This is a genomic window from Phytopseudomonas daroniae (genome assembly GCF_004327285.1).
GTDB classification, from domain to species: domain Bacteria; phylum Pseudomonadota; class Gammaproteobacteria; order Pseudomonadales; family Pseudomonadaceae; genus Aquipseudomonas; species Aquipseudomonas daroniae.
Genome location: NZ_QJUI01000001.1, coordinates 183927 through 209921 on the forward strand (window position 1 = coordinate 183927; position 25995 = coordinate 209921).

General features: G+C 59.2%; 24 protein-coding genes. 7 read left to right on the plus strand and 17 right to left on the minus strand.

Features of this window, described 5'->3' with window-relative positions; genetic code table 11:
- Positions 1–29 precede the first annotated feature (29 nt).
- From DNK06_RS00810 to DNK06_RS00820, 3 genes are all read left to right on the plus strand, one after another.
- Positions 30–1202 carry an NAD(P)/FAD-dependent oxidoreductase gene (locus DNK06_RS00810; protein WP_131178150.1) on the plus strand — a complete coding sequence of 391 codons (1173 nt, stop codon included), beginning with the start codon at positions 30–32 and terminating at the stop codon, positions 1200–1202.
- The gene (locus DNK06_RS00815) at positions 1202–2035 is read left to right on the plus strand and encodes an aldo/keto reductase (RefSeq protein WP_423228039.1); all 834 of its coding nucleotides are present in this window, start codon (positions 1202–1204) and stop codon (positions 2033–2035) included. The genes DNK06_RS00810 and DNK06_RS00815 overlap by 1 nt, the downstream gene beginning before the upstream one ends.
- Positions 2036–2105: 70 nt before the next feature.
- Complete coding sequence (locus DNK06_RS00820; protein ID WP_131178152.1) at positions 2106–3071, plus strand: metal ABC transporter ATPase; 966 nt, start codon at positions 2106–2108, stop codon at positions 3069–3071.
- Between the two features lie 76 nt (positions 3072–3147).
- Here DNK06_RS00820 and hldE read toward each other — a convergent pair whose 3' ends face one another.
- Positions 3148–4569 carry a bifunctional D-glycero-beta-D-manno-heptose-7-phosphate kinase/D-glycero-beta-D-manno-heptose 1-phosphate adenylyltransferase HldE gene (gene hldE / locus DNK06_RS00825; RefSeq protein WP_131178153.1) on the minus strand — a complete coding sequence of 474 codons (1422 nt, stop codon included), beginning with the start codon at positions 4567–4569 and terminating at the stop codon, positions 3148–3150.
- Between the two features lie 137 nt (positions 4570–4706).
- Between hldE and DNK06_RS00830 the strand changes: the two genes are divergently transcribed.
- Both DNK06_RS00830 and DNK06_RS00835 read left to right on the plus strand, forming a co-directional pair.
- Positions 4707–5384: a lipopolysaccharide kinase InaA family protein gene (locus DNK06_RS00830; protein ID WP_131178154.1), complete on the plus strand. Its 678-nt coding sequence runs from the start codon at positions 4707–4709 to the stop codon at positions 5382–5384.
- The gene (locus tag DNK06_RS00835; RefSeq protein WP_131178155.1) at positions 5381–6355 is read left to right on the plus strand and encodes a glycosyltransferase family 2 protein; all 975 of its coding nucleotides are present in this window, start codon (positions 5381–5383) and stop codon (positions 6353–6355) included. Before DNK06_RS00830 ends, DNK06_RS00835 begins: the two co-directional genes overlap by 4 nt.
- Here the strand turns inward: DNK06_RS00835 and DNK06_RS00840 are convergent.
- The 4 genes from DNK06_RS00840 to msbA form a co-directional block, all read right to left on the minus strand.
- The gene (locus DNK06_RS00840) at positions 6314–7489 is read right to left on the minus strand and encodes an O-antigen ligase family protein (RefSeq protein WP_131178156.1); all 1176 of its coding nucleotides are present in this window, start codon (positions 7487–7489) and stop codon (positions 6314–6316) included. The genes DNK06_RS00835 and DNK06_RS00840 overlap by 42 nt on opposite strands.
- A gap of 79 nt (positions 7490–7568) precedes the next feature.
- On the minus strand, positions 7569–8696 hold the full coding sequence (locus DNK06_RS00845) for a glycosyltransferase family 4 protein (RefSeq protein ID WP_131178157.1): 1128 nt from the start codon (positions 8694–8696) through the stop codon (positions 7569–7571).
- Positions 8693–9622 (minus strand): glycosyltransferase family 2 protein, encoded by a 930-nt coding sequence (locus DNK06_RS00850; protein ID WP_131178158.1) that lies wholly within the window; start codon positions 9620–9622, stop codon positions 8693–8695. The genes DNK06_RS00845 and DNK06_RS00850 overlap by 4 nt, the downstream gene beginning before the upstream one ends.
- A gap of 60 nt (positions 9623–9682) precedes the next feature.
- Positions 9683–11512, minus strand: a complete 1830-nt coding sequence (gene msbA, locus DNK06_RS00855) for a lipid A export permease/ATP-binding protein MsbA (protein WP_131178159.1) — start codon at positions 11510–11512, stop codon at positions 9683–9685.
- Positions 11513–11711: 199 nt separating this feature from the next.
- Between msbA and DNK06_RS00860 the strand changes: the two genes are divergently transcribed.
- Both DNK06_RS00860 and DNK06_RS00865 read left to right on the plus strand, forming a co-directional pair.
- On the plus strand, positions 11712–12479 hold the full coding sequence (locus tag DNK06_RS00860; protein WP_131178160.1) for a hypothetical protein: 768 nt from the start codon (positions 11712–11714) through the stop codon (positions 12477–12479).
- Positions 12480–12491: 12 nt separating this feature from the next.
- Positions 12492–13472 carry a glycosyltransferase family 2 protein gene (locus DNK06_RS00865; RefSeq protein ID WP_131178161.1) on the plus strand — a complete coding sequence of 327 codons (981 nt, stop codon included), beginning with the start codon at positions 12492–12494 and terminating at the stop codon, positions 13470–13472.
- 8 nt (positions 13473–13480) lie between these two features.
- On the opposite strand, the gene DNK06_RS00870 is transcribed toward DNK06_RS00865, so the two are convergent.
- The 12 genes from DNK06_RS00870 to waaC all read right to left on the minus strand — a co-directional run bounded on the left by DNK06_RS00870 (position 13481) and on the right by waaC (position 25991).
- A complete protein-coding gene (locus tag DNK06_RS00870) occupies positions 13481–14329 on the minus strand; it encodes a glycosyltransferase (protein WP_242674649.1) in 849 nt (282 codons plus the stop codon).
- Positions 14330–14339: 10 nt separating this feature from the next.
- The gene (locus tag DNK06_RS00875) at positions 14340–15152 is read right to left on the minus strand and encodes a glycosyltransferase family 2 protein (RefSeq protein WP_131178163.1); all 813 of its coding nucleotides are present in this window, start codon (positions 15150–15152) and stop codon (positions 14340–14342) included.
- Positions 15145–16059, minus strand: coding sequence for a glycosyltransferase family 2 protein (locus tag DNK06_RS00880; protein WP_131178164.1), 915 nt, complete (start codon positions 16057–16059; stop codon positions 15145–15147). Before DNK06_RS00880 ends, DNK06_RS00875 begins: the two co-directional genes overlap by 8 nt.
- Positions 16046–16966 (minus strand): DUF6625 family protein, encoded by a 921-nt coding sequence (locus DNK06_RS00885; protein WP_242674643.1) that lies wholly within the window; start codon positions 16964–16966, stop codon positions 16046–16048. The genes DNK06_RS00880 and DNK06_RS00885 overlap by 14 nt, the downstream gene beginning before the upstream one ends.
- Positions 16967–16985: 19 nt before the next feature.
- Positions 16986–18104: a glycosyltransferase gene (locus tag DNK06_RS00890; protein WP_131178165.1), complete on the minus strand. Its 1119-nt coding sequence runs from the start codon at positions 18102–18104 to the stop codon at positions 16986–16988.
- Positions 18091–19845 (minus strand): carbamoyltransferase family protein, encoded by a 1755-nt coding sequence (locus tag DNK06_RS00895; RefSeq protein WP_131178166.1) that lies wholly within the window; start codon positions 19843–19845, stop codon positions 18091–18093. The genes DNK06_RS00890 and DNK06_RS00895 overlap by 14 nt, the downstream gene beginning before the upstream one ends.
- Positions 19846–19923: 78 nt before the next feature.
- A complete protein-coding gene (locus tag DNK06_RS00900; protein ID WP_131178167.1) occupies positions 19924–21354 on the minus strand; it encodes a lipopolysaccharide kinase InaA family protein in 1431 nt (476 codons plus the stop codon).
- Positions 21351–22100, minus strand: coding sequence for a lipopolysaccharide kinase InaA family protein (locus DNK06_RS00905; RefSeq protein ID WP_131178168.1), 750 nt, complete (start codon positions 22098–22100; stop codon positions 21351–21353). The genes DNK06_RS00900 and DNK06_RS00905 overlap by 4 nt, the downstream gene beginning before the upstream one ends.
- A complete protein-coding gene (locus tag DNK06_RS00910) occupies positions 22097–22834 on the minus strand; it encodes a lipopolysaccharide kinase InaA family protein (protein WP_131178169.1) in 738 nt (245 codons plus the stop codon). The genes DNK06_RS00905 and DNK06_RS00910 overlap by 4 nt, the downstream gene beginning before the upstream one ends.
- Positions 22827–23660, minus strand: coding sequence for a lipopolysaccharide core heptose(I) kinase RfaP (gene rfaP, locus DNK06_RS00915; protein WP_131178170.1), 834 nt, complete (start codon positions 23658–23660; stop codon positions 22827–22829). The genes DNK06_RS00910 and rfaP overlap by 8 nt, the downstream gene beginning before the upstream one ends.
- 133 nt (positions 23661–23793) lie before the next feature.
- Positions 23794–24915 carry a glycosyltransferase family 4 protein gene (locus DNK06_RS00920; protein WP_131178171.1) on the minus strand — a complete coding sequence of 374 codons (1122 nt, stop codon included), beginning with the start codon at positions 24913–24915 and terminating at the stop codon, positions 23794–23796.
- A gap of 74 nt (positions 24916–24989) precedes the next feature.
- Positions 24990–25991 carry a lipopolysaccharide heptosyltransferase I gene (waaC, locus tag DNK06_RS00925; protein ID WP_131178172.1) on the minus strand — a complete coding sequence of 334 codons (1002 nt, stop codon included), beginning with the start codon at positions 25989–25991 and terminating at the stop codon, positions 24990–24992.
- Positions 25992–25995: the final 4 nt, after the last annotated feature.

The window sequence follows — 25995 nt, forward strand, 5'->3', positions numbered from 1 at the left end:
GCGCACCTGTTTTCCTGAGAGGCACCCGCATGTCCCAAACTCTGAGCACAGACGTCCTGATCGTCGGCGGTGGTGTCGCCGGTCTGTGGCTGAATGCGCGCCTGCGTGCCCAGGGCTACGCTACCTTGCTGGTGGAGCGCGAGAGCCTGGGTGGCGGGCAGAGCGTCAAGTCCCAGGGGATCATTCACGGCGGCGCCAAATATGCCCTGCACGGCGCCCTGAGCGGCGCCTCCGAAGCCATCGCCGACATGCCACGGCGCTGGCGCGAAGCGCTGGACGGTAGCGGCGAATTGGATCTATCCGGCGTGCGCCTGCTCTCCGATGCGCATTACCTGTGGTCGCCCGGCACCCTGGCCGGCAACCTCACCAGCTTCTTCGCCAGCAAAGCCGTGCGCGGCCGCGTCGATCAGGTCAAGGGCGAGCAATTGCCGGCGGCCCTGCAAGACCCGAAATTCAAGGGCAAGGTCTACCGCCTGGCGGAACTGGTAGTCGACGTGCCCAGCCTGATCGCACGCCTGGCCGATCTGGCCGGCGACAGCCTGCTAGCCGCCAACGACATCCAGCCGGTTCACGAGCATGGACAACTCGTCGGCCTGAGTGTCGATGGCCGAGAAATCCGTGCTCAGCGCATCGTGCTCAGCGCCGGTCGCGGCAATGCCGACCTGCTCACCAGCTTGCATATCGCGCAACCAACCCAGCAACTGCGTCCCCTGCATATGGTGATGGTCAAGGGGCCGACCCTGAAGCCGCTGTATGCTCACTGCCTCGGCGGTGGCCCCAAGCCGCGGATCACGGTCACCAGCCACCCGAGTGCCGATGGCGAGTGGGTCTGGTACCTCGGCGGCGACCTGGCCGAAGCCGACGGCGTGGCACGCGACGAGGCGGCGCAGATCGAGGCTGCGCGCAAAGAGCTCGCGCAATTGCTGCCCTGGGTCGACCTGTCGGCAGCCCAGTGGGCAACCCTGCGAGTCGACCGCGCCGAACCTGCGCAAAGCGGCCTGGTGCGCCCGGACAATGCCTTTGTCAGCGCCCAAGGTGCGCTGCTGGTCGGCTGGCCGACCAAACTGGCCTTGGCGCCGGACTTCGCCGACCGCGTGCTGGCCAGCCTCGAGCATGACGGTATTCGCCCTGGCCAGCACGCCGCCCCGCCCGAGCTACCACGCCCGGCAATTGGCCGCCCCGCCTGGGAGACGTCATTCTGATGCGCGATCTACACCAGCTACACCGCCCTCTGGGCTCTACAGGCCTCAGCGTTTCTCCCCTCGGGCTGGGCACGGTGAAGCTCGGCCGTGATCAGGGTGTCAAATACCCCAATGGCTTCACCATTCCCGATGATCAGCAGGTGCACCAACTGCTCGATCTGGCCCGCGAGCTGGGTATCAACCTGATCGATACGGCACCGGCCTACGGCACCAGCGAACAACGCCTCGGCCCGCTGCTACGCGGCCAGCGTCAGGACTGGGTGATCGTCAGCAAGGTGGGCGAGGAATTCGAAGGTGGGCAGTCCCGCTTCGACTTCTCCCGCGCTCATACGCGCCTGTCGGTGGAGCGCAGTCTGAAACGCCTGGAAACGGACTACATCGACCTGATGCTGGTGCACTCCAACGGCGATGATCTGTCGATCCTGCAAAACGAAGCCGTCTACGACACCCTTGCCGAACTCAAGCAGGCCGGGCTTATCCGCGGCTTCGGCTTCTCCGGCAAGACCGTCGAAGGTGGTCTGCTGGCGCTCGAACGTGGCGACTGCGCCATGATTACCTACAACCTCGGCGAGCAGCACGAAAAACCGGTATTGGACTATGCTGCCTGTCACGCCAAAGGCATCCTGATCAAGAAGGCACTGGCCAGCGGTCATGCCTGCCTCGATGCCGGCGTCGATCCGGTACGCGCCAGCTTCGAGCTGATTTTCGGCCACCCAGGCGTCGGCAGTGCAATCGTCGGCACCATCAATCCACTGCACCTGGCCCACAATGTCGCCATGGCCGCCGAAGTAATCGTTGCCACTAATGCCGGTAACAAAGCATCAGGAGATTAATGAATCTGGCGTACCACGCACGCCCTTGACGCCGCATATGCGGCCGACCCCGACGTAAGAAGGAGCCGACATGCCGCGTATCATTTCCCGCAAGAACCCCGCTACCTTCAAGACCCTGCCGCTATTCGTCGAGGCAACCGCCGACGGCCTCGCCTACCAGAGCCTTGGCCGGCCGCTGAACTTCAGCGAAATGCTGGAGCGCCGCAAAACCGTCGAGCTAAATGACAGCCAGCGTTTTGCGGTAGAGCTAGCCAACCTCGGCGTCTCGGTACGCCTGACCCTGAACTGGCAAGGCCGCGAATATTGGCTGCTGGTGCGCCAGCGGCGTCTCGACCGCGGAGACGTAGTCCTCAAGCTGATCTCCGGTTACGTACCGGCCCATGAGCTCAACCTGCCGCTGCTGACAGCAATTCAGGAGGTGGCCGAAGAGTGCCTGCTGGAGACCAGCGAAGGCTGGCTCCACGGCCGCTTCGGTGAAACCTGGCTGCCAGCCCCTTATGAGGGCACGCTCAAGTACCGCGAGGGCGTTCACTTCCAGCTCAGCCCCTTGTCCGGCGCAGCGCGCCCCGTGCAATGCGGCAATCTGAACCTGCTGGAGCGCCCTCGCGCCTACGTGCACGTGCCGACCGCCTCACTGCAGCTGGTTTACGACCTGCGCCTGGATCTGCCCAAAGAGGTAAAGCAACTCAGCCTCCTTCATGTCGATGAGCATCTGGAAGACGGTAAGCTGATCGCTCGCCTGGATCATGCGCGCCCGGATCTGTATCTGATCCCTCTGGATCAGGGCCACCCGACAGCCCAACTGATGACCTTGCGCCAGGGCCAACTGGTACCCGCGAACACCCGCGGACTGTGGCTGGCCGAGAGTTTCGCCCCCCAGGACGGCTGGCTGGTGCGTGATGAACGCATTCGCTGGAAGGACTGGCTGGCGCAGCAGAATCTCACACCGAAGGCTCACAAGTCCGGCCCCGCCGCCACCCGCGCAGGTACGACTTCAACGCCCAGAGTGCGCCTGGATACCGCCGCAGCTGTCTAACGGACAGCAGGCACGTTGCATGGCAATCGGATGAAAAATTCAAAGTAAAACCCCGCCGGACAGCGGGGTTTGGTGTTCAGCGACTGCGAATCTTCTCGACGATGGCGGTGGTCGAGCTGTTCTCGACCAATCCCAGCACCCGTACTTCACCACCGTAGGCCAGCACGATGTCGGCACCAACCACCTGGTTGATGCCATAGTCGCCGCCCTTGACCAGCACATCGGGCTGAACCTGCTTGAGCAGACGTTCCGGCGTGTCCTCGCTGAAACTCACCACCCAATCCACGGCACCAAGACCGGCCAATACCGCCATACGCCGATCCACGGCATTGATCGGTCGGCCCGGGCCTTTGAGGCGGCTGACCGAGGCATCGTCGTTGATCGCCACGACGAGGCGATCACCCTGGGCACGCGCCTGCTCGAGATAGGTCACATGACCGGCATGCAGAATATCGAAGCAGCCATTGGTGAACACGATCTTCTCACCGTGGGCACGAGCATCCTCAGTGGCCAGCAACAGTTGCTCCAGGCTCAGTACGCCACGTTCGGAGCCCTCTTCACGCTGCACCGCACGGCGCAGCTCGGGCGTACTGATCGCCGCTGTACCCAGCTTGCCAACCACGATGCCCGCCGCGAGGTTGGCCAATGCCACGGCCTGGGGCAACTCCTCACCCGCCGCGATGGAAGCGGCCAGTGTCGAGATCACCGTATCCCCTGCCCCAGTCACATCGAACACTTCGCGTGCACGCGCCGGCAGATGCAGCGGCGCGTGCTCCGGGCGCAGCAGGGTCATGCCATGCTCGCCTCGGGTTACCAGCAGCGCGCCAAGATCAAGCTCACGCATCAAACGGGCGCCACGACTGACCAGCTCCGCTTCGTCTTCACAACGGCCGACGATCAGCTCGAATTCGCTGAGGTTCGGGGTAATCAGGCTGGCACCGCGGTAGATGGAAAAATCCTTGCCTTTCGGGTCGGCCAACACCGGAATACCCCGCGCCCGAGCAGCCTGAATCAACACTTGATGGTTCTGCAGAGCACCTTTGCCATAGTCGGACAGCACCAGCACCTTGACCTGATCCAGCAACTGCTCGACCTGCCGCGCCAAGGCATCGGCGTCGGTGTGGAAAGGCTCCTCGAAATCCATGCGCAGCAACTGCTGATGGCGGCTCATCACCCGCAGCTTGACGATGGTCGGCTGCTCGGCGATTTGCTGGAAATAGGTTTTCACGCCAACTGCCGCAAGGCTATCGCGCAAACTGTCCGCAGCCTCATCCTCACCAGTGACCCCGACCAGCACCGCCGGCGCGCCCAACGCAGCGATATTCAGCGCAACGTTGGCTGCACCGCCGGGTCGATCCTCGATCTGCTCGACCTTGACCACCGGAACCGGAGCCTCAGGCGAAATACGCGAGGTAGCGCCGTGCCAATAACGATCAAGCATGACATCACCCACCACGAGAACGGGGGCCTGATCGAAACGGGGCATGGATAACTTCATGCGGAACTCCGGCTTTCTGAACGCTGAAAATGACAAGGATTCTAGCATAGCGACAACCTGCAACAGGCTTCACGCGTCCTGAGCTACGACATCAGGTAAACTGCCGCACGCCCTCAACGCCGAGCAAGTAGATCTGCATGTCACGCCTCAGTAACGAACAGTTTTCCGCCCTGCGCCAGCATGCTGAAGTGATCGAGGCCGACCATCATGGTGAAAAAGTCCTCAAACTGGTCGACGGCAGCTTTCTCAAACTGTTTCGCCGCAAACGGCTGATCTCCTCGGCCACCCTGGTTTCCCATGCCAAGCGGTTTGCTGACAACGCCGCAGAACTGAAACGACGCGATATTCTGTGTCCGGAGATCATCGCGACTTATCGCATTCGCGGCATCGAACGCACCGCGGTTCATTACTGGCCCCTTCCCGGCAAGACCTTGCGCCAGTTGCTCGTCCAGCCAAGCGATGAACACACACAGCTATGCCGTGATCTAGGTGCACTGATCGCAGAGTTGCATGACAAAGGTGTGTATTTCCGCTCTTTGCATTTGGGTAACGTCGTGCAGGACGAGGCAAGCCGACTCGGGCTGATCGACATTTCCGACATGGCCTGCGGCGAAGCTGCGTTGGGCCGGCTGAAGCGCTCGCGCAACTTTCAGCACCTGTTCCGCTACCCACAGGATGTGGACAAGCTGCAGGCAAACCGCGAGGCCTTCATCGACGGTTACGTAGAGGATCTGACGCCTGCTGACGCGAGTCACTTCCGCAAGCACCTCAGATCCCTGTTCGACCAACAAGCAGCTACCAGCAGCAAAGCATGAGCACACTCAGCGTATTGCTGCCGGTGTACAACGCGGCGCCCTATGTCGAGGATGCGCTGAATTCGCTGCTGCAACAGAGTCGGCCGGCGGATCAGATCGTCGTGATCAATGACGGCTCCACCGACGGCTCAGCGGAAATCCTCGAACGTCTGGCCCGGCGCGAGCAACGCATCGAACTGCACAACACAGCCAACGGTGGCGTATCACGAGCACGTAATCTGGGCCTGCACCATTGCAGCGGTGATTACATCGCCCTGATGGATGCGGATGACCAAAGCCTGCCCGCGCGCTTCGAGCAACAGCTCGCAACCATGGACAGGCTGCAACTGGACGCCTGCGGATGCGCACTGCGTACTTTTGGCCGTAGAAACCGCACCATCGTCTACCCTGGTGACGACGCTACGCTCAAAGCCAACTACCTGTTCTATGGCCGAACCATTCCAGGCCCCGCGGTGATGTTGCGGCGCAGCGCCATCGCCGACACCCGCTTCGATGAAAGCCTGCGCTATGCAGAAGACTTCGGATTCTTTCTGGCCCTGATACTGCAGTCGCCGACCTTGCACCTACACAATATCGAACAGCCACTCTACGCCTACCGCACCCATGCAGAACAAGCCTCGCAACGCCTGGCGGCCGAGAACCAGGCCAATCTCAGCGAGCTCCTGCACTGCTGGCTGCCGGTGGCGGGTATCGAATGCGGACGCCTGCAATTGGCCAGCCACTACCGTCTCTGGCATGACCAGTTGGCGTTGTCGGACGAGGAGCTCGAGCACTACCTGCCGCTTATGCAAAGCTTGTGCGGCTGGCTGCAGAACCAGACTGGAAGCGACCCGATAATCCGGGCGCTATGGACGAGAGCGGCCCTGCTGCATGCCAGAGATAGCCGCGCGACAGCCCTTATCGAGAAGGTATCAGGACTCAAGCTGCCGCTATGGCAGCGGCTGGCTGCGCGCTTTCATCGCAGGCGTTAGGGCCAGCGCCAGGGTCAGCGGAATCCAGGTGAGAAACCAGATCTCCCGTGGCTTACTCCAGATCCCGGCACCATCGGATAGGAAAGCCACCGAAGCGAAACACCAGACCCCAAGCAGAGCGCCGCCAAGCATAGAATCGCGGGCTCGCCAACCGGTCAGGAACAGCAATCCCCAGATAGCCAGCCAGAGGATCAGGCCGACACCTCCCAGATCCAGTCCCACATTAATGAACAGGTTATGGGGATGGTCGAAGACCATACCGACAGTTTCCAAAGCCAGGCTATAAACACTACCGAGCCCCAACCCTCCCAATGGATGCTGCGCCAGCAAAGCCCACCCCTCGGCTGCAAGTTCTGGCCGATAAGACAGCCCCCGATTGGTAAGCAAGGCTGGCATCCACAGCACAAGCCCGGCAAGCGCAACAACTGCGCAAGCGACAGGAATCCGATAAATCCACTCTCGACGCAAAACCGCCGTGAACAATAAGCCGGCGGCCAGTGCGAACCAGACACCGCGACTCTGGGTAAAGAATATGAAGCCGGCCAGCGACAACAACGCCAGGCACCAGAATGCCTGATGCACCAGCCGTACCGGCTTGAGGTACAAAAGCACCATCAGGAAGAAGCCGAATACATGGGCCGCCAGGATCGGATGGCTCAGTTGCCAGAAGCTGGTCAAACGGAAACTCAGCGGCAAGTCATAGAGCACGTAAGCGGTATAGATGCAGACTCCCGCCAGCATCGCCATGAAATAGCAACTGATGCCAAGCAGACCGATCAGCCAACGCTTATCCAGACCCGCAGCCAGAACCCCAGCCCAGAGCGTCAGGTAGATCATCAAGGCATGCTTGACCTCCCTGCCCGGCTCATCGCTATTGCTCCAGAGACTACTGAGCAGCGCCCAGGCAAAAAATATCGTCAACACCACCATCAAAGGGGAAAACCAGTCGCGCCATGCTTGCCGATTGACCGTGAGCAGATAAAGCGTCGGCAGCCATAGCAATACAATGACCAACTGGTAATAGAGCCCACTGCTCGGCAACGCAATGCCAAGCACCAGGCAAAGCAACCCAGGCAACAAAATCAGCGGGCTCTTGGCGCCGAGTATCCGAGCGCCTACATGACTATTCGACAAAACCCAGCATCTCCATCATCAGTCGAAGCCTGCATAGGGCTTCGTCGTTCTCATTATCAATCGCGGTCAGAGACCATCTTTATCTGACCAGCAGGGTATCGAGCAGTCCCAGGTACTGGCGCCGAAAGTCCTCGATGGCATGGGCCTGGCGCAAATAGGAATAGGCCTGCCGCCCTTCAGCCTCACGCGCTTCGGCAGACAATTCGAGTAGCGTGCGCAATTGCTGCGCCAAGGTAGGTACATCTGCAGGCTCGAATATCCGCCCGCCACAATCCTGAAGAATGGGCCGCAAGCTATCGATGCTGGAACCCAGAACGGGAAGCCTGCCACTCATGCCCTCCAGCAATGCCAAAGGCAGCCCCTCGCTGAGCGAGGGCATGACGAAGGCATCGAATGCCTGTACGTACTGCAACGCGTCATCCAGGGTGCCAGGCAAACACACACGTTCCTGCAACTGGTGCTGCCTGATACAGGCCTCCAGCTCTGCCCGGCAACGGCCGTCACCGATAATCACCAGGCGGGCTTGGGGAAAGTCATCCTTCAGCCGTGCGAAGGCCTGCAACAGGAAGATATGTCCCTTCACCGGAACCAGCCGGCCGATCGTGCCGATGACGGTATCACCGGATCCTAGCCGCAATCGCTCCCGGGCCACGCCCCGCTCGAGCTGCAAAGACTCGGCGCGGTCGATATCGATGGCATTGTTGATCTGCAGCGTATTGTCTTGCGTCAGGTTGCATCGAGACGCCAACAGATCCTCACGAACCGCCCGAGACACGCCGACGAAACGCCAGGCATCGGTCAGCAAGCGACGCATGATCCACTGCCGATAACCCCGATCGAATTCCCCAAGGCCATGTAGAACGCCAATACATGCGGGAATCTTCAAGCAAAGATTGAGCAACATCAGCAGATTGATCGGCTTGAACCGGTGCGCCACGACTGCATCGTAGCGCTGCTCGCGACAGTGTTTGTACAACGCCCAGAGCACCCGCAAGCGCAGCCCCTTGGTTGCCGCCTGGCTGAATTCGAAATACACCGAACGCGCGGCGCAGCTATGTGGCTCACCGTCTTTCGGGCGACCACGCAGAAAAGCCGTGGTCACATCATAACGTTCAGCAGGCAGGGACTTGACGATCTGCTCGGCCAGGTCAGCGGCACTGACGTTGTAACGGTTCTGCAATTGCAGCACCTTGAAACGTCGCGTCACGGGGAACGCCTCTTACCATTCGATCCGAGCAAGATACGCAGCACCTTACGGGTGTATGACCAGCGCAGCAGCACCATGGGGTCGGCCCTCAGCGCCTTGCGGTAGAAGGCCAGAGCTTCGGCATACTCCCCAGCGTTACTGAAGAGCCTGAAGAGCGATAGACAACGCTGCCCCAAGTAGCGCCGCCTCAAGTTCTGATATCGCTTCGGCATCCGCTGCGAGGAAAAAACCTCATCGACCAAGGCCAAACCGGTTTGCCGGGCGAACGCAAGATTACGTCGCAGGCTGGCCGGATGCTTGTAAATGACCGCCATAAAGGCGCCTAGCGCGGTGCACGGGTAACGCGCCAGAACCTGGGCGAAGACAGGAATGTCTTCGGCATTGCGGAAACATTCGGGGTAAAGGCCATCGGCAAAAACGTCACGGTGCATGGCGCAGGCACCGTTGCACAGTGAAAGCGTTTTATCGAATAGGTACGCCCGCAAGCGCTCCTCGGGCGTAGCGGCTATCGATGACACGGGATGCACCGCACGCTGCCCATCGAACGCAACGGAGTGATGACCACCTATGACCATCCTGGTATCGGGCTGCTCGGCTACATGCGCACTCAATGCCGCAAGAGTGCCAGGGAGCATCTCATCATCGGCATCGAGAAAAATCAGAAACTGCCCGCACGATTGGGCAATACCATAATTTCTCACCGAAGCCAGTCCACCATTTTCCTTGCGCAAGGCGGTGAAACGCTCCCCATGGGCTATCTGCAACTCAGCGATAACCCTGGGCGTTTCATCGGTCGAGCCATCATCGATGACCAGCAGTTCGGCGTCGGCATCCGACAATTGCGCCAGCACCGAGCCCACGGCACGCGGCAGTACCGCCGCGTAGTTGTAGGTCGGGATGATGACACTGATTAACTTTTCAGACATTGGGAATCCATCACGGCTCGAACGCAACCAGGGGCGTCGACATGTAAAAGTCGCACCATCTCAAACGTCGGGCTGAATGGTCGGCTCCTCTTGTGCACCATCGCGCTCATCATCAAGTCCCATGGCATGCAAGCGCGAATAGTAGCCATTAAGAGCCAGCAACGACTCGTGGGTTCCCCGTTCGACGATACGGCCCTGATCCATGACCAGAATCAGATCAGCTTTCTCGATAGTAGACAGCCGATGCGCGATGACCAAGGTCGTGCGCCCTTCCATTACTCGATCCAGAGCACCCTGGATATAACGCTCCGACTCGGTATCGAGTGCCGATGTGGCTTCATCGAGAATCAACACCGGAGCGCTTTTGAGAAGCGCCCGCGCGATAGCCAGGCGTTGACGCTGGCCACCCGAAAGCATGACGCCATTCTCACCGACCACCGTATCGAAGCCCTGTGGCAAACGCTCGATGAACTCGCTGGCATAAGCGGCGCGAGCCGCCTCCTCAACCTGCTCACGCGGTAGCTGCCGTAGATCACCATAGGCAATATTGTTCAGTACCGTATCGTTGAACAGCGAGACCTGCTGAGTAACCAGGGCAATATGTTTGCGCAGGTTCTCGATCCGATAGTCCTCCACGGGCGTACCATCGAGCAGGATCAGCCCCTCGCCGTGCTGATAGAAACGCGGAATCAGATTGGCCAACGTCGATTTACCGCTACCGGAACGTCCGACCAGAGCCACCATCTGCCCCGGCTCGACGGTGAAGCTGATGTCACTCAGAACGGTTCGATCTGTCCCCGGGTAGACGAAGCTCAACTGGCGAACCTCCAGCGCACCACGAACCTTGTCCTTCTCAATGCTGCCTTGATCCGGCTCAGGTGTTTCATCCAGTTGCTCGAAGATGCTCTCGGCACCCGCCAAGCCTTTCTGGATGGTCGAGCTGACCTCGGAAAGCTGGCGGATCGGCTTGGGCAATAACCCGGCGGCAGTGATATAGGCCACCAGATCCCCAACGCTGGCATCGCCACGCAGGAACAACACCAGGAACATCAGGAAAGCCATGGCGGCGTAGTTGACGAACTGCAGCGACGGCGTATAGATCGCACCAGTACGGGTCATCCGCAGTTGCTTGCGCGTGCTGTCCTCGCTGGCCTCAAGAAAGCGCTCACGCTCATAGCGCTCACCACCGAAACTGCGCACCACCCGGTAATTCTGAATGGTTTCGGACGATACGTGGGTCAGCTCGCCCATGGCGCTCTGAATCTTGCGACTTTGGCTGCGGAACTTCTTGCTGGCGCTTTTCACCATCAGGGCGATCAGCGGCAGAATCGCCACCATCACCATGGTCAGCTTCCAGTTCATCCACAGCAGGTAGCCGAACAAGAAAAGCACGGTGAGCCCTTCACGTACCATTACCTTCAGTGCATCGGTGGCTGCACCGGTCACGGAGCCGACGTTGTAGGTGATCCGGGAGATCAGATAGCCCGTGGCATGGTTATCGAAATAGCGATTGGGTAAGGTCAGCAAGTTGTTGAACAGCGCGATGCGTAGATCCTGAACCAACCCCAGGGACACCCGCGCCAAGTAGTAGCCGCCCAAAAACGACCCCAGCCCCTGCCAGACAGTGATCAACAACAAGGCCAGCGGCACACCATAGAGAAGCTGCATGCTGCCCAGCAAAGGCAGATCTACCGCTCCAGCATCCGGCGCGGCCAGCCCATCAACGAAATACTTGAGCAGACCGGCTAGCATCGGCTGGGTCGAGGCGAAGATGATGTAGCCGACCATGCTGATGCCAAACATAGCCCAGTAGCGCTTCATATAGCTCAGCAGACGCATGTACAGCTTGAAGCTGGAAAGCGGGGCAGCTTGCCCTGAAAGCTCAGGCATCTGGATTCCATCCGAAAAACAAGACGGCCAGTTTATCACAGGGCCCAACGACGTTCCGAGCTAACGCCCGGTCGTGGCTAGCGCCGAAGGGACGTAGGATTACGGCACCTAAGGACAACGCAAACCAGATAAACTGCAGGCCTCGACGCACACCAGCCAGCAACGCGCACTCTTATTCAAAAAGCAAAATCAGACATCCATGAAAAAGACAGAATCCGCCCTGGAAAAGAATATAAACGTGGTATTCGGCTTTTACCTAAACCCTAAATCGAACTGGAAAGCCATACTATCCGGCCAACTGAACGACCTGAAGAGATACCAGCTGTTGGCAGCCGCAAAACTGCACATAATAATAACCAACCCGCATAATACAGAAGGCGCCGAGAACATCATAAGAAACATATGCGGCTCGACACCAACAATCCTGACATACGCTGAAAACGCCTACGAGTACTGGGCATTGAAATATGCCTGGGATCTGGCCAACAGCAATCCGAACGGACAACTGGCCTACCTGCATTCGAAAGGGATAAGCTATGACATCGAAAAAAGAACCCGCTTCGAGAAAACGCTCACCCGAGAAACATTCCAAGGGTGGAGAAAAATAACCCGACTGCTTGACGATAAGGCCATACGCAAAGTGGGCCTCTTCCCCTCGACCGAAGGATGGATCTGGTTCAACTTCTGGTGGACCACCGCACATTACATAACCACCCTGCCGGAACCCATTATCAGTACCGACCGGTATACCCATGAGTCCTGGCTTCACAGAACGAGTGCGCCCCTAGAAAAAGACTGCTTCTCCCTCTATTCAGGGGCAGTGGGCAATTTCGACGTCGATGAAACCAACGCAAAAATGAAAGCACTTACGAAATCGGCAGTCTTGCAAATACCGGCCCTGCGGAGGTTGGCCCTTCAACTGAAGAAGACTGTACACCCCCTGCTCCAGCGCCAGAAAAACAGCTAAGGAAGAGCCGCCATGCCTACCGTAACGGTGATAGTGCCTAACTTCAACCATAGAGATTACCTTGAAGAGCGGCTAGCAAGCATTTTCAACCAGACCTTCGACGACTACGAAGTATTACTTCTCGACGACGCATCGACCGATAGCAGCGCCGAGCTATTACAATCGTACGCCACACACCTCAAGGTCTCACAACTGATAATAAACAAGGACAACTCAGGTTCGACATTCAAACAATGGAATTCGGGCATCGAGAAGGCGCAAGGCAAATACATATGGATCGCCGAGTCCGACGACCGTGCAGAACCGAATTTCCTATCGACGATGGTAATGGCTCTAGAAGCCGATGAGCGCAAAGTCATAGCGTATAGCCAATCCACACGCATCGATAAAACAGGAGCCGCCATTGGTGATTGGGGCGATTGGACAGAAGACCTGGCGCCCGGGCTGTTCAAATCCGATTTTGAAATGAGCGGTATAGAATTCGTAGAACGACTGCTCATTCATCGAAATGTCATCCCAAACGCCAGTGCCGTTTTATTTCGCAGAGAAAACTACTTATTCCATGCCAAGGCCGACCCCACGGTAAAGTACTGTGGAGACTGGCTGTCATGGCTGAAGTTGGCGCTATCGGGGAACGTGCATTACAGCGCCCAAAAACTCAACCATTTTCGCCAGCACGAAAAAAGTGTCATAGCGACGCGCGCTGCCAACCAGAAAGCATCCTTCATAAAGAAATACGACATCGTGATGCGGAAAAAGCTCAATGACTACCTGAGCGCCATCGACGCGCCCGTCTCTCTACGCGAAAAGAGCCATGCTCTTCTGCGAAAGGATGCCGAAAAAGAAGCGAGGCTCGCGATCAGAAACGCAGATAGAGAAAATGAAAGACGCTACAACCCCCTTGTAGCGCACAATTTATCCGGCACAGCAAAACTACGCGCCCAGCTACGACTGCTCAGTTACAAGATCAAGACAAAAATGAAGTCTCGATAAATACCCTCTCACTTGCCGCTATCCAGCAAGTACCTTAATGCAGGGCGCCATAGAGCTGGAGAGCGCCAGGCTCGGCTGGCAAGAATCCAGCGCCAGCGCAGGTGTGGAGAAAAATGGGCCTTTCGCAATATCCTCAACCAATAGCGCGTCGCTGCGACCTCACGCTGACGAATTTCGGCCGCCGTCAAGGAGCCGATATAAAAGGGTAATTCGACAGGGGCGGATGAGTAATACGACAGGGCCTTGGTTGCCCAATCGGCGCCAAAATTGCCCATTGAATAATGCAGCAAATCGATATCGAAGATCACGGAAACAGTATGATTGATCGCGACCCGCAGACTGAAATCCACGTCATAGAAATGAAACCCGTCGACACGCTCATCAAACGGGGTTTCATGCCACACTGAACGCCTCGTACACATCCATACGCCATCGATGGCGACCACTTCAATGCGCTCGGCGTCCTCGGGCCGATAGTACATGCGCCACATAGAACCTTTATCGGCACCATGGTAGACGTTCATGCAGATATCCTGCCTCATGCCAGTAGACCACCCCGAGGGAACCGCTGCTTTGTAGCGCCCGCCCGCCACCCCGATGAGACCGAGACGCGCATCGTCGTCAAAATGCTCGAGAACACGCACACCCCAATCGCCAGTAAGAAACTCGACATCCTCGTGGACAAAACAAAGGATTGGGTAGATGGCGCGTTGTGCTCCCTCATTGTAGGCCGCGCACAACCCCAAGCCTCGCTCACGATTATCAATGACCACAATCTCGTGCGCCAAGCCGATCGTTTGCGCAATGCTCGCAGAAACGCGTTCCAACCTGGCGGGTGAAATACTGCAAATAATCACCGATATCAAGTCACCGACCTCGTATCTTCTTAATGCCCAACAAATACAAAGGCACTTTCAAATACAGTTTCAGATACTTCCTGAAAAAGTAGTAACCACTCTTACCCGACCATTTTCGCTCGAAGACGTATTGCGACCTCTTGGTCATCAACCACTGACGCAACGTGCTGTGGGTTTTGAGCGTTCGACTATCAAGATGGTCAACAACCGAGTTGGTAACCAGCCCATGCAACAATCTCTTCTCTTTCAGGGTTCGAGCGTAGTCATCATCTGCATACCAAAAATAGAAGCGCTCATCCAGCATACCGGTTATCTCAAGCATCTCGCGCCTGAAGACCAAACACCAACCTGATATTTCTCTTAAAACTCCATATCCGTAATGGATACCGCTGTGCAACTCAAATCCATTACGAGGGTGATGCAAGGAACAAATCGGGCTAGCACTATAGAGTTTGTCATCTGCCGAAAAAGCCTTAAGCAGGCTCGTGGCCCAACCAGGGTGAAAACTCAGATCGTTATTGCAGATCGCGACAAAGGGGCTGCTTCCTTTGGCGATGCCATGGTTCATATAACGATGATAGTTAAACGGTGGTGGTAGATAGACTGTTTCAACAGAAGCAAAATCATAAGCCGGCGCAGCATGATTGGACTCGACCACGATGACTCGAAAAACAACCGAATCAGGACTCTCCGACGCAAGCAATGTACTGAGGCAATGCTCGGTCATACGCCGAAGCTCTTCATTCTTGGCGAAACTCAATATGACGACGTCGATGGAGACGGGCGTTCCACTGATGGTGAATTGTGGGTGAGACTCAAGCATGTCGGTTCCCTGCAGTAGTACCTTTTTTCAACAGAAGATGCCTGACTCGCTTCAGAAGTTGGCGATCCCACTCACGCAGAGGAACCTGACGAAGCAGGCTCCACGCATATTTCTTGTCATCCATGACCGCCATACGCAAGGCTTTGGTGATCAGCCGCGCTTTGGCTGATGCATAAGCCTTGTGCCCTTTGTACGAGTAAATCACCTGCAACCCATAGTCGTACTCGGATTTATAGTTTTTTGACAGGCTATCGGGATGTTTGCGATATAGAGTCACGACGTCAGGCAGGATATCCACGAAGTACCCGGCATGGGCGACCTTCAGCGTCATCTGGAAATCCTGAACCTTGATAGCCGGATCGTACCCACCGACCTTCATCATCGCATCGCGGCGGTAGACGGCAATATTGCCGCCGACGACCAATGCAGCAGCGAGTGCCTGATCAAAGTCATAACGCCGGATCGGTCGGTTCTTGTCTTTTTTGGGCAAGATCGCGCCCCGCTCGTCGATACGCACGGCCACACCACCCAGGCAACCTACTTCCGGATGCTCCTGCAGATAGGCCGCTTGCAGCGCAAGGCGCCCTGCGGGCATCACATCATCCGCATCGAAAGTCGCAATGTATGTTCCCTGAGCCCGTGCCAACCCAGCATTAAGCGCCGCGCTGACGCCTTGATTCTCTTGCTGAATGAACTCTATTCGACGAGCCCGCGTGCTCTCCCGGAAAGCCTGTAGCGTGCGTTCGATAACCGGGACACTCTCATCACGAGAGCCGTCATCAACGACGATAAGTTCGAAATTGTCGTACTCCTGCTCCAGTACGCTGCGCAGTGCGTCAGCCACGTAGGCTGCATAGTTGTAGCAGGGGACAATGACCGAGACGAGAGGCAGCTCAGCGGGTTTCATTCATTACCTCACCAACCGGCCAAGGTCGCCAGCCCTGCGCCCCCACCTGCCAGGAGTCGGCAAGGTGCAGTTCATACGGGCCTATCAGCGCATCGGCAGAGACACCTTTCCACTGCTCGTTCTTCCACATCATGAAATGCAGATAGGGCAACTCTAGGTTTCCCTGCTCGCTGTTGGTCAGCCGACCATTGTGTAGGAACCAGCTGTCGGCCACCACGCGTCGCCCATCCTCATGAAGAGTATAGGTGCTGTGCGCTTCAACAAATTCGCTGCGCTGGCTCCAAGCGTTGAAACGTGCCACGAATGCACGCAGCGGTTCCGGCCAGTTCTTATGACGAACGAAAATCCGGCTGAAAGCGCCTTCGTCGAGCGCCTGATGAGCTTGATCCTCGTAGCGACGCTGCCAGTCGGGAATCAGTCGAAAGGCGTCCCGCATGAGGGGGGTATTTCGCAATAGACACAGATGCCCAGATATTCTTCTACTATGGGTGGCGAAGAGATCCTTGCTCCGCAGGCGCTCGGGCGTGAAATAGCCCCGCAGATCGCCGTACACGACGTCGATGTCGCCAAAGGCCCAGAAGTCATAACCCTGAAGATCATCGACATGCACGGCGCCCAATGCAGGTTTGATATCACACAATTTGTAAGCGTTGCGTGGCTGGAAATCGATCCCTAAACGGGACGAAACCAGAGCGCAGTAATCACTGAAACTGGTGCTGACGAACTGCACATTGGCAGGTGCGCTGGCAGGAATCGCACAGTCGGTATAAAGCAGCCAGTCGATACTGGGATTGCGCCGACATCCTTCGAGAAAGAAGTCGAACCAGAATGGCCATTGGCCGAAATAAGGGATCAGAAAACGGATGCTTGGGATTCCGCTCACCTGCTCTCGCTGCATCATAGCCATCGAAAAATCCCGGGTTGATTCAGTGAAAATGGCTGGTAAAAGGCAGCGCCCAGAAACGTTGCTGAACAGCCGAGTCCGAGAAGCGCTCTTGCAGCCTCTGGCTCATCGCCAGGCGACACTGCCGAACCTGCTCCACCGAAAGGGTCGAGAGCTTCACAAGGCTTTCGGCAAGGGCTGCACTATCGCCCAACGGAAACAGTATTCCGACATCCTTGACCACCTCGCGCGCGCCACCGCAGTCAGTGCTGATCAAAGGCACACCTGCCGCCATGGCTTCCAGAAGCACCATACCGAACGGCTCGTGATCCGAGCTGAGGGCAAAAACATCGAATGCTTGAAAAAATCTACGAGCATCAGGAACCTGCCCCAGAAAAAGGGTTCGCTCGGCAATACCGAGCTCGGCACTCAGCGCCTTCAGAGAAACCTCAAGGCGCCCTTTCCCGCATATCACCAAGACGCTATTGCTCGGCAACTGCGGCAACGCTGCGGCAAACGCTCTCAACAACGTAGCCTGATCCTTATCCGCATGAAGCCGGCCCACGTTGCCCACAACCCAGGCATCACAAGGCAACCCCAGAGCCTGGCGAGCGCCTTCACGAGGTATGACACGGGCCTGCGCCTGCGCAATATCGATCCGGTTGTACAGGCTCAGAATCCGCTCCTGCGACCAGCCGGCGAGATTATTCCGGATATCGTCACGCACGGCATCGGAGACGCCCAGCAACAGCAGTCTCTGACGAAAAACATTGGCGAAGAAGCGCCGGGAAAGGCGCTGGTAAACACCGAAGGCGTGGTTCACACCAATTACCGGCAAGCCAGTGCCAAGGCAGGCAATATAGGTCGACTTGAACCGGTGGGCGATGCAAAGCTTGAAATCACGCGAGCGAGCCAGACGGCTGACATCACGGATGGCGCGCACCTTAAGCCCGCGCATGTCACGCGAACCGTAGCCTAGAAAAACCACCTCATCCGAAGCGGAGCCGGCCTCGACCTCGGCATCAGCGGCTCCGGTCAGGTAGACAGTCATTACCTTGAACCGGGTACCGACGAAGAGGCTGGCATATTGGCGGGCACAGTCCAGGAAAGGCCCGTCATAGCCATGACAAATCTGCAGAACCCAGGGCTCAGGGCTGCTCATTCGGTATCGTCCCGTCCTTGACCACCAGAATATCTTCCATGATCAGGTACTGCAGATCCGAGCCGAAGAACATGTTCAGCGCATCGGTCGGGGAGCAGATCATCGGTTCGCCGCGGCGATTGAGCGAGGTGTTCAGGGACACGCCGTTACCGGTGAGCTTTTCCAGCTCCAGCATCAGGTCGTACCAGCGCGGGTTGTATTCGCGCTTGAGCACCTGGGCGCGAGAGGTGCCGTCTTCGTGGACGACTTCGCTGACGCGCTCCTTCCACTCGTCGTTGACCTCGAAGGTGAAGGTCATGAACGGGCTCGGATGGTCGACCTTGAGCATCTGTTCGGCGACGGTGTCGAGCATGGATGGGCAGAAGGGTCTCCAGCGCTCGCGGAACTTGATCTGCTCATTGATGCGGTCGGCCACACCCGGAATACTCGGGCAGCCGATGATGGAGCGGCCGCCCAAAGCGCGCGGGCCGAACTCCATACGGCCCTGGAACCAGGCCACGGGGTTGCCGTCGACCATGATCCGGGCGATGCGCTGCGGCATGTCGTCGATCTGCTGCCATTTCGGCGCGTTCGGGTGGCGTGCGCAAGCGGCGATGACGTCTTCGTTGGAGTAGGCTGGGCCGAGGTAAACGTGCTCCATCTTCTCGACCGGCACACCACGCTTGTGGGAAACGTAGGCGGCGGCGCCGACCGAAGTACCGGCATCGCCGGAAGCCGGCTGAACGAACAGCTCCTTGACCTCGGGGCGAGCGATGATCTTCTGGTTGAGCTTGACGTTCAGCGCACAGCCGCCGGCGAAGGCGATCTTGCCGGTTTCGCGAATGATGTCGCCCAGGTAGTAATCCATCATTTCCAGGGCCAGCTTCTCGAACAGCGCCTGCATGCTGGCGGCGTAGTGGATGTAGGGATCGTCGGCGATGTCGCCTTCACGCCTGGGCCCCAGCCACTCGATCAGCTTGGGCGAAAAGTAGAAGCCCTTGCCCTTTTCCTTGTAGCGACGCAGGCCGATGACGTTGGCGTAATCGGTGTTGATCACCAGTTCGCCATTCTCGAACTTGGCCAGGCGGGAAAAATCGTATTTGCTGGCATCGCCATAGGGCGCCATGCCCATGACCTTGAATTCGCCGTCGAGCATCTCGAAGCCGAGAAATTCGGTGACCGCGCCATACAGACCACCAAGGGAGTCCGGGTCAAAGAATTCCTTGATCTTGTGGATGCGGCCGTTCTCGCCATAGCCGAAGAAGGTGGTGGCGTACTCGCCCTTGCCATCGATACCGAGAATCGCGGTCTTCTCGGTGAAGCCCGAGCAGTGGTAGGCGCTGGCCGCGTGAGCCAGGTGGTGCTCGACCGGTTCGATCTTGACCTTCTTGGCGTCGAAACCGAGCTGTTCCAGGCACCAGACGATCTTCTTGCGGTAGCGCTTGTAGCGACGATTGCCCATGAGGATGGCGTCAAGGGCACGATCCGGCGCATACCAGTAGCGCTTGGCGTAGTGCCAGCGCGCTTTGCCGAACAGGCTGACGGGTGCGAAGGGAATCGCCACCACATCGACGTCCGACGGCTTGATACCAGCCTGCTCCAGACAGAACTTGGCCGACTCGTAGGGCATGCGACTCTTCGCGTGCTTGTCGCGCACGAAGCGCTCTTCTTCAGCGGCCGCGATCAACTTGCCGTCGATATACAGCGCAGCGGATGGATCATGGCTGAGGGCGCCGGAAAGGCCGAGAATCGTCAATGCCACGGATAAAGCCTCTTAGTGCGGTTGCCGGACGTCGACAACCGCGGTTGTTTGGTTTCGCCAAGCCCGCCTGGAGCGGACTCAGGTGATAGTTGGCAAACGCCGATCCAGTTCCTGGTACAGGGCGCTATCTGCCGGCCAGTTGCGCAAGAAACGCGCACGATCCCGGGCATAGGCAGCCGTGAAACTGCTGGCGCTGCCGTGATGCTGCATGGCATCCAGGTCGATCAGCGCCGGGCGGCCAGCCTGCCACAATATGTTGGTGCCCTTGAAGTCGCCGTGGCTGATGCGCTCACGCAGCAGCGCCGCGAACAAGGTTTCCAGCGCCTGCAAGTCCGCCTCGGGCGGCAACTCACCTGCCTGGCAGGGCGCGAAACGGGTAATTATATCCACACCCGGCGTGTGTTCGGTAATCAGATAAGCCTGGCGGCGCAGCCACAAGGTACGACGCTCCAGCACGGCCAGCGGCCTGGGTGTGGCGATGCCGAGAAAATCCAGGCGATTGCCTTCGCACCAGCTGTGCCAGGCACGGCTCGGGCGCCAGAAACGTCTTAGCCAGTGCCCGAAGCCCTTGATGTTGTAGCGTTTGATGACCATCTGCCGGCCTGCCTGTTCGACCCGCGCCACGGTGGACGAGCCGCCCAGTTTGAGGGGCTGGCCTGCGGCAATCGCCGCATCCGGATCAGCCAGCAATGTTGCCAGCAGTGCGTCTTCCTCTCGCCTGACGACCTGCAAACGCGAGGCGCTGCGCCAGACGCGAAAGGCTGTGCACTCACGTCCGATCTTGGCCATGAACGCCTGCATGCGCGATGCCCGCGCCTTCGTCACGGCCTTCAGCAACGCCTCCAGCGGCAGCGCATGCTCGCCATTGACCAGCAGGTAATGCACCAGCAGCTCTTCGATAAAGCTGTCGATGGCACCGGGAAACTGCGCGAAGAACAGGCCCAGATTGGCCAGCACCTTGTCTCGCGACAAGGGCTGCCCTGGCGCTTCCGCGCGAATGCCACCACCATCGATCAGGTATAGACGACCCTCCTGGCGCAGCAGATTGTCCAGGTGCAGATCCTCTTGCCACAGCCCTTTGCGGTGCAGCTCGGCGATGACGGCCAAGGCTTCGCCCAGCACCTGTTGCTGAGCGTCGCTCAACCAGGGCTGGTCGGCCACCGCCTGCCAGTCATCGGCCAGGCTGCGCGCATTTTCGAGAAACTCGAACAACAGCCAGCCGCCCTCGCCAGAGGTCGAACCATGCTCGAGCAACGACGGTGTGCATAACCCCTGCTCAACCAGTAATTGGGCGCCCAGCAACTCGCGAGAGAAGTGTCGCTCGGCCTTGCTGCCGACCAGCAACTTGGCCAGCACCGCACGCCCTTGCCACTGCGCCTGCCCCACATAGCGCTGGCCAGGCAACACGCGCAGCAAGCTTTGCAGCTCGAGGAGCTGGCCAGCAGGCGTTTCGAGCAGCAGCGGCAACTCGGGGCTACGCCCCGCATCGGTCAGAGAAGCCAGTTTCATGGGCGTTGGGCCTTGTCCTTGAAGCGCGCCGTCAGGCGCTGCAACCAATGATCCACGTTCTCCTCACTCCCCAGATAGGCGGTCAGGAACCCGACTGTATCCTCGTCATTCCACGGATTGGCGCGGCGCAGCAGCGGTTCGAGATCCTTGATGCGATCACGCTCGCCGAAGAACAGCGGACGCGTCTTCTCCAGATCGATCAGTTGAGCCGCGAAACCGCTGTCGCTGGGTTGCAGGAAGATGTGCTTGGGATAGAAGCAGCCATGCAATTGCCCTTTGTCATGCACCTGACGGGCCAGTGCCCCACAGGCACTGACGATCGCCAGACGTTGCTCGGCAGCGAGCTGCGTCCAGCCTGGCAGCAGGCTGTCGAGATCCTGCCAACCATCCAGCGCTCGGGTCAGCAGAATGGCCCGGCGCTCGCCGGCGATGCGTCGCTCGGCGTAGAACGACGCACTCATGGCAGGGATGCCCAGGTGGCTGTAGCGGCGAATGCTGCGGAACTCGCGAGCCAGGGTCGGTTCGCCCAATGGACGCTCCAGGCTGCGAGTCAGGTAGTTGCTCTGGCGTTTGAGGTAGTACCCGTGGCCATCCAGGTCGAGCCGGTACACCGAACTCCAGCCACCACGGGGCGCCTTGTTGGGTTCGTCCACCGCATGCAGCTCGAGCGCCCACAGCGCCTCGAAGCTGGCCAGGCCGTGACGTTCGAGCAGCGAGCGATCTTCGCTGTCGATGAAGTCCTTCATTCTCTTCCCTCGAAATAGCGGACGATCTGGCCGATGCGCTGCTTGTCGCTGTCGTTCAAGCGCTCGCGACGCCGATACTGCAGATAGAAGCGCAGCCGCTGAGTACGCGACAAATGATATTTAGCGACTTTGTCCAGACAAGCCAGATCCTTGACGATACGCCTGCGCAGAAAAGGCCCCCACCAGAAGGCCCCGGTCGGGCAATCGATGAAATACAGGCGACGGTGCTCGTCGACCAACAGGTTGCGCCACTTCAGATCGTTGTGCGTGAAGTGATGATCGTGCAGGGTGCGCGTGGCCTTGGCCAGCTGGTAGCTGACATCCTCGACCCAGGCACGATCACGCAGGCGTGCATCGCCGCTGGCGGCAAGGCGCGACATGTCCATGGTGTCGACCAGTTCCTGAGTGATCAGCGCGCCCCGACCAAAGGCGGTGCCTTTGCGCTCCAGGCCGTAGGCGGCAATGGGCGCAGTCGGAATGCCCCAGGCGGCGAAATGCTTGAGGTTCTGCCACTCGGCCTTGACCCGCGGCCTGCCGACGAACCGCCGAACGCCCTTGCCCGCGCCGTGGTAGCGCTTGACGTAATAACGCAGCCCATCGAATTCAACACGGATCACATCCGAGAGCGGATCGTGGGTAATCGGCTCACCCTCCAGGGCGAACACGGCGTCAAGGGTAGCAAACGCTCTGGCAGCCCCTGGCGTCGCCAGAGCGGTGACTCGCCACTCACTCATGACTGGCCCCTGTTTCGTATTTACGTGCGTAGCGCGACAGCAACCGTTCGGCCTTGCGCTGCAGCCAGGCCAGCAGCGCGGCTTCGTCGCGCAGAATCTGGCGTAGCGAACGTGCACTTCCGGCTGCAGCGAAATACCCCTTGAGGAAGCGCAGAAAGTCGCGCTGGGTCAGGCCGATATTCAACGCCGAGAAATACAGGCCGGCCAGATCCTTGTCGCGCCAGCGCCGCGGCACGGCGGGACGCAACTGGGCGCGATGCAGATCGATCACCGACAAACGGAAATCATCGGCACTGAAGGGCTTGTCGGTGTGCAGCAGGAAGTGACAAATGTAGCAGTCGCGATGATTGACTCCTGCCGCGTGCATACGTCCAGTCATATCAGCAACACGGAGGATCAGCGCCCATTTCAGTCCCGGCAGAGGTGGCTGCTCCGGCCAGGCCTGGGTCAGTTGCTCGAGGTCGATGGTCGGCGCCAATTCTTCGGTAATGATGAAGGAATGCTGCTGCGCCGGGTTACTGCCGCGCTCGCCATAGGCCACGGCAGTCATGGTCGGCACACCGGCTTCGGTCAGACGCTGGATGGCCTTCCACTCCTGGCCGGCGCCGAGCACCGGTAGACGCCATGTGCTGAGATTCTTGACGATCTCGCCCCAGCCAACGCCGCGGTGAATCTTGACGAAATAACCCCTGCCGTCGACCTCGGCACGCAAGGTGCGGCGTGCTTCCAGCTCACGGTAAACCTGCCCCTGCAGGCGTTCGACCTCAGCGAAGGCATCCTTGCCGGCCCACAGGGACTTGAAGGGTTCAGCGAGAATCAGGCGCATAAGCCCCCCTGTAGGAGCCGCGCCCTCGCGGCGAATGCTGAAGGCGACAGAAATCTTGTGGAACGGCCACGAGTGCACCGCGCCGAGGACGACGCTCCTACAGGGTCGATGCTTGCCAGAGCAGCTGGATTGCTCATGGGCGCGGCGCCAGGATCACATCGGCCGCGTGCTGCGGCATGCTGTACAGGTCGGCGGTATCGGCGAATGCCAGGCCGTTGCGCTGCCAAACCAGGCGCTGCGCCGGGTCGCTGAGCATATCGGCCAGCGCTTGATCGAGCGCACCCTGCTCGAAGGGGCTGGGCAGCACGCGCCCGGCATCGGCATCGAGGATGTAATGGGCATAGCCGCAGACCTCGGTCACCAGCACCGGCAGGCCTGCCACCAGCGCCTCCAGCAGTACCGTACCGGTGTTCTCGTTGTAGGCCGGATGAATCAGCAGATCGGCGCCCAGCAGAAATCGCGGCACATCGTCTCGCCCCTTGAGAAAGGAAACCTGATCGGCGATCCCCAGAGCCTTGCTCTGCATCTGGAAGGCTTTCGGATCATCCTGGCCGATGACGAACAGGCGCGTGCGCTTGCGCAGCGCAGAAGGCAGTGCCGCCAGCGCTTTCAGGCTGCGATCCAGACCCTTGGTCTTGAAGCCGGAGCCGATCTGTACCAGCAGCAGATCATCTTCGGCCAGGCCGAACTCGCGACGGAACTCGGCGCGTACCTCGGCCGCGTTAGCCGGTGCGCGACGATCCACCGAGATACCCGGCGGCAGCAGATGGAAGCGCTCGAGCGGGGTGCCATAGTGTTTGACGAACAGCGGCTGCTGCACCTCGGAAATCATCAGGATCTCGGTGCGCGATCCGGGCGCGAATACCTCCCGCTCGTACTCGGCAAAATGCTTGTAGCGGCCCCAGCGGCGATACACCGGATTGCGCAGGGTCTGCGCTTTATCTTCGAAACAACCGTCGGCGGCGTAGTAGACGTCCAGGCCGGGCATCTTGTTGAAGCCCACCACCCGGTCGACCGGCCGTTGGCGCAGATCGGCCTGCACCCAGGCGGTCAGCTTTTCGTTGCGGTGATGATTGAACAGTGCCTTGACCGGCACGACCACCACCTCGAAACCGGCGGGCACTTCGCCCTCCCAGATCGGCGTGTACACGCGGATCTCATGACCACGCCGCTGACACTCCAGGGCAATGCGCATGAAGTCGCGCTGCAACCCGCCGAACGGGAAATATTTATAAAGGATGAAAGCCAGGCGCATTGCCCCTCCACTCGTCTGGTTGTGGTCGCGCCTCGAAATCTCGCCAGCCGGACGCTTGTGATCGGCCAGCGGCATCAGTCTATCCCCATATCCAGCAGCAGCGCGTGCAACTCGGTGAACACCCTCTGCGGCAACAAATCATCGAAGCACGGCTTGTCGCGATCGCCCTTGCCGGCATCCGGGCCAGTGGCACACAGGTGAACCTGAGCACGACCATAGGCGCCAACACGGCCCGGCAGCGTCGGCCCGTACAACGACACGGTGGGCACATCCAGCGCCGCGGCCAGATGTCCCAACCCGGTATCCACGGCAACACAGGCCTGGGCACCGGCGAGCACCTTGGCCATTCCGGCCAGGTTCAGCTTCGGCAATACCGCCGCCCCGTCGATGCCACTGGCGATACGCTCGGCACGGGCCTTCTCGACTTCATTGCCCCAGGGCAGGCGAATCGACCAGCCCTGTTCGGCGACCCGCTCGGCCAGCTCACGCCAATAGGCCTCGGGCCAGTGCTTGCTGGCCCAGGTGGTGCCGTGCAGAAACACCAGATAAGGGCGCGCCTGCGGATCTGCAAGCTGGGCGCGGTTCAAACCATAGTCGCCCAGACCAGCGGGCACACTGTACCCCAGCGCCTGGCCGAACAGCTGACGCACCCGCTCCAGGGCGTGCTGGGCGCGCGGCACGCTGTAACAGCGATCATAGAAGCGCGCAGCGATCGGTTCACGGGCCGACTTGCGATCCAGCCCGGCCACCGGTGCCTTGACGTAGCGAGTCAGCCAGGCGCTCTTGAGCAAGCCCTGCGCATCGATCACCAGATCGTAGCGGGTGTCACGCAAGCGTTTCTTGAAGCGCGACCACTCGCCGCTGCGCAGGGTCTGCAGGGGGTGCTTGCGCCAGCGACGGATGGCCACAGGAATGACTTGAGACACCGCCGGGTGCCAGGCTGGAATCTCGGCGAAACCCTCTTCCACCACCCAGTCGAAGCGGATACCGGGAATGGCCCGAGCCGCGTCGGTCAGAGCCGGCAGGGTATGGATCACGTCGCCCAGTGACGAGGTTTTGATCAACAGCACTCGCATCCGG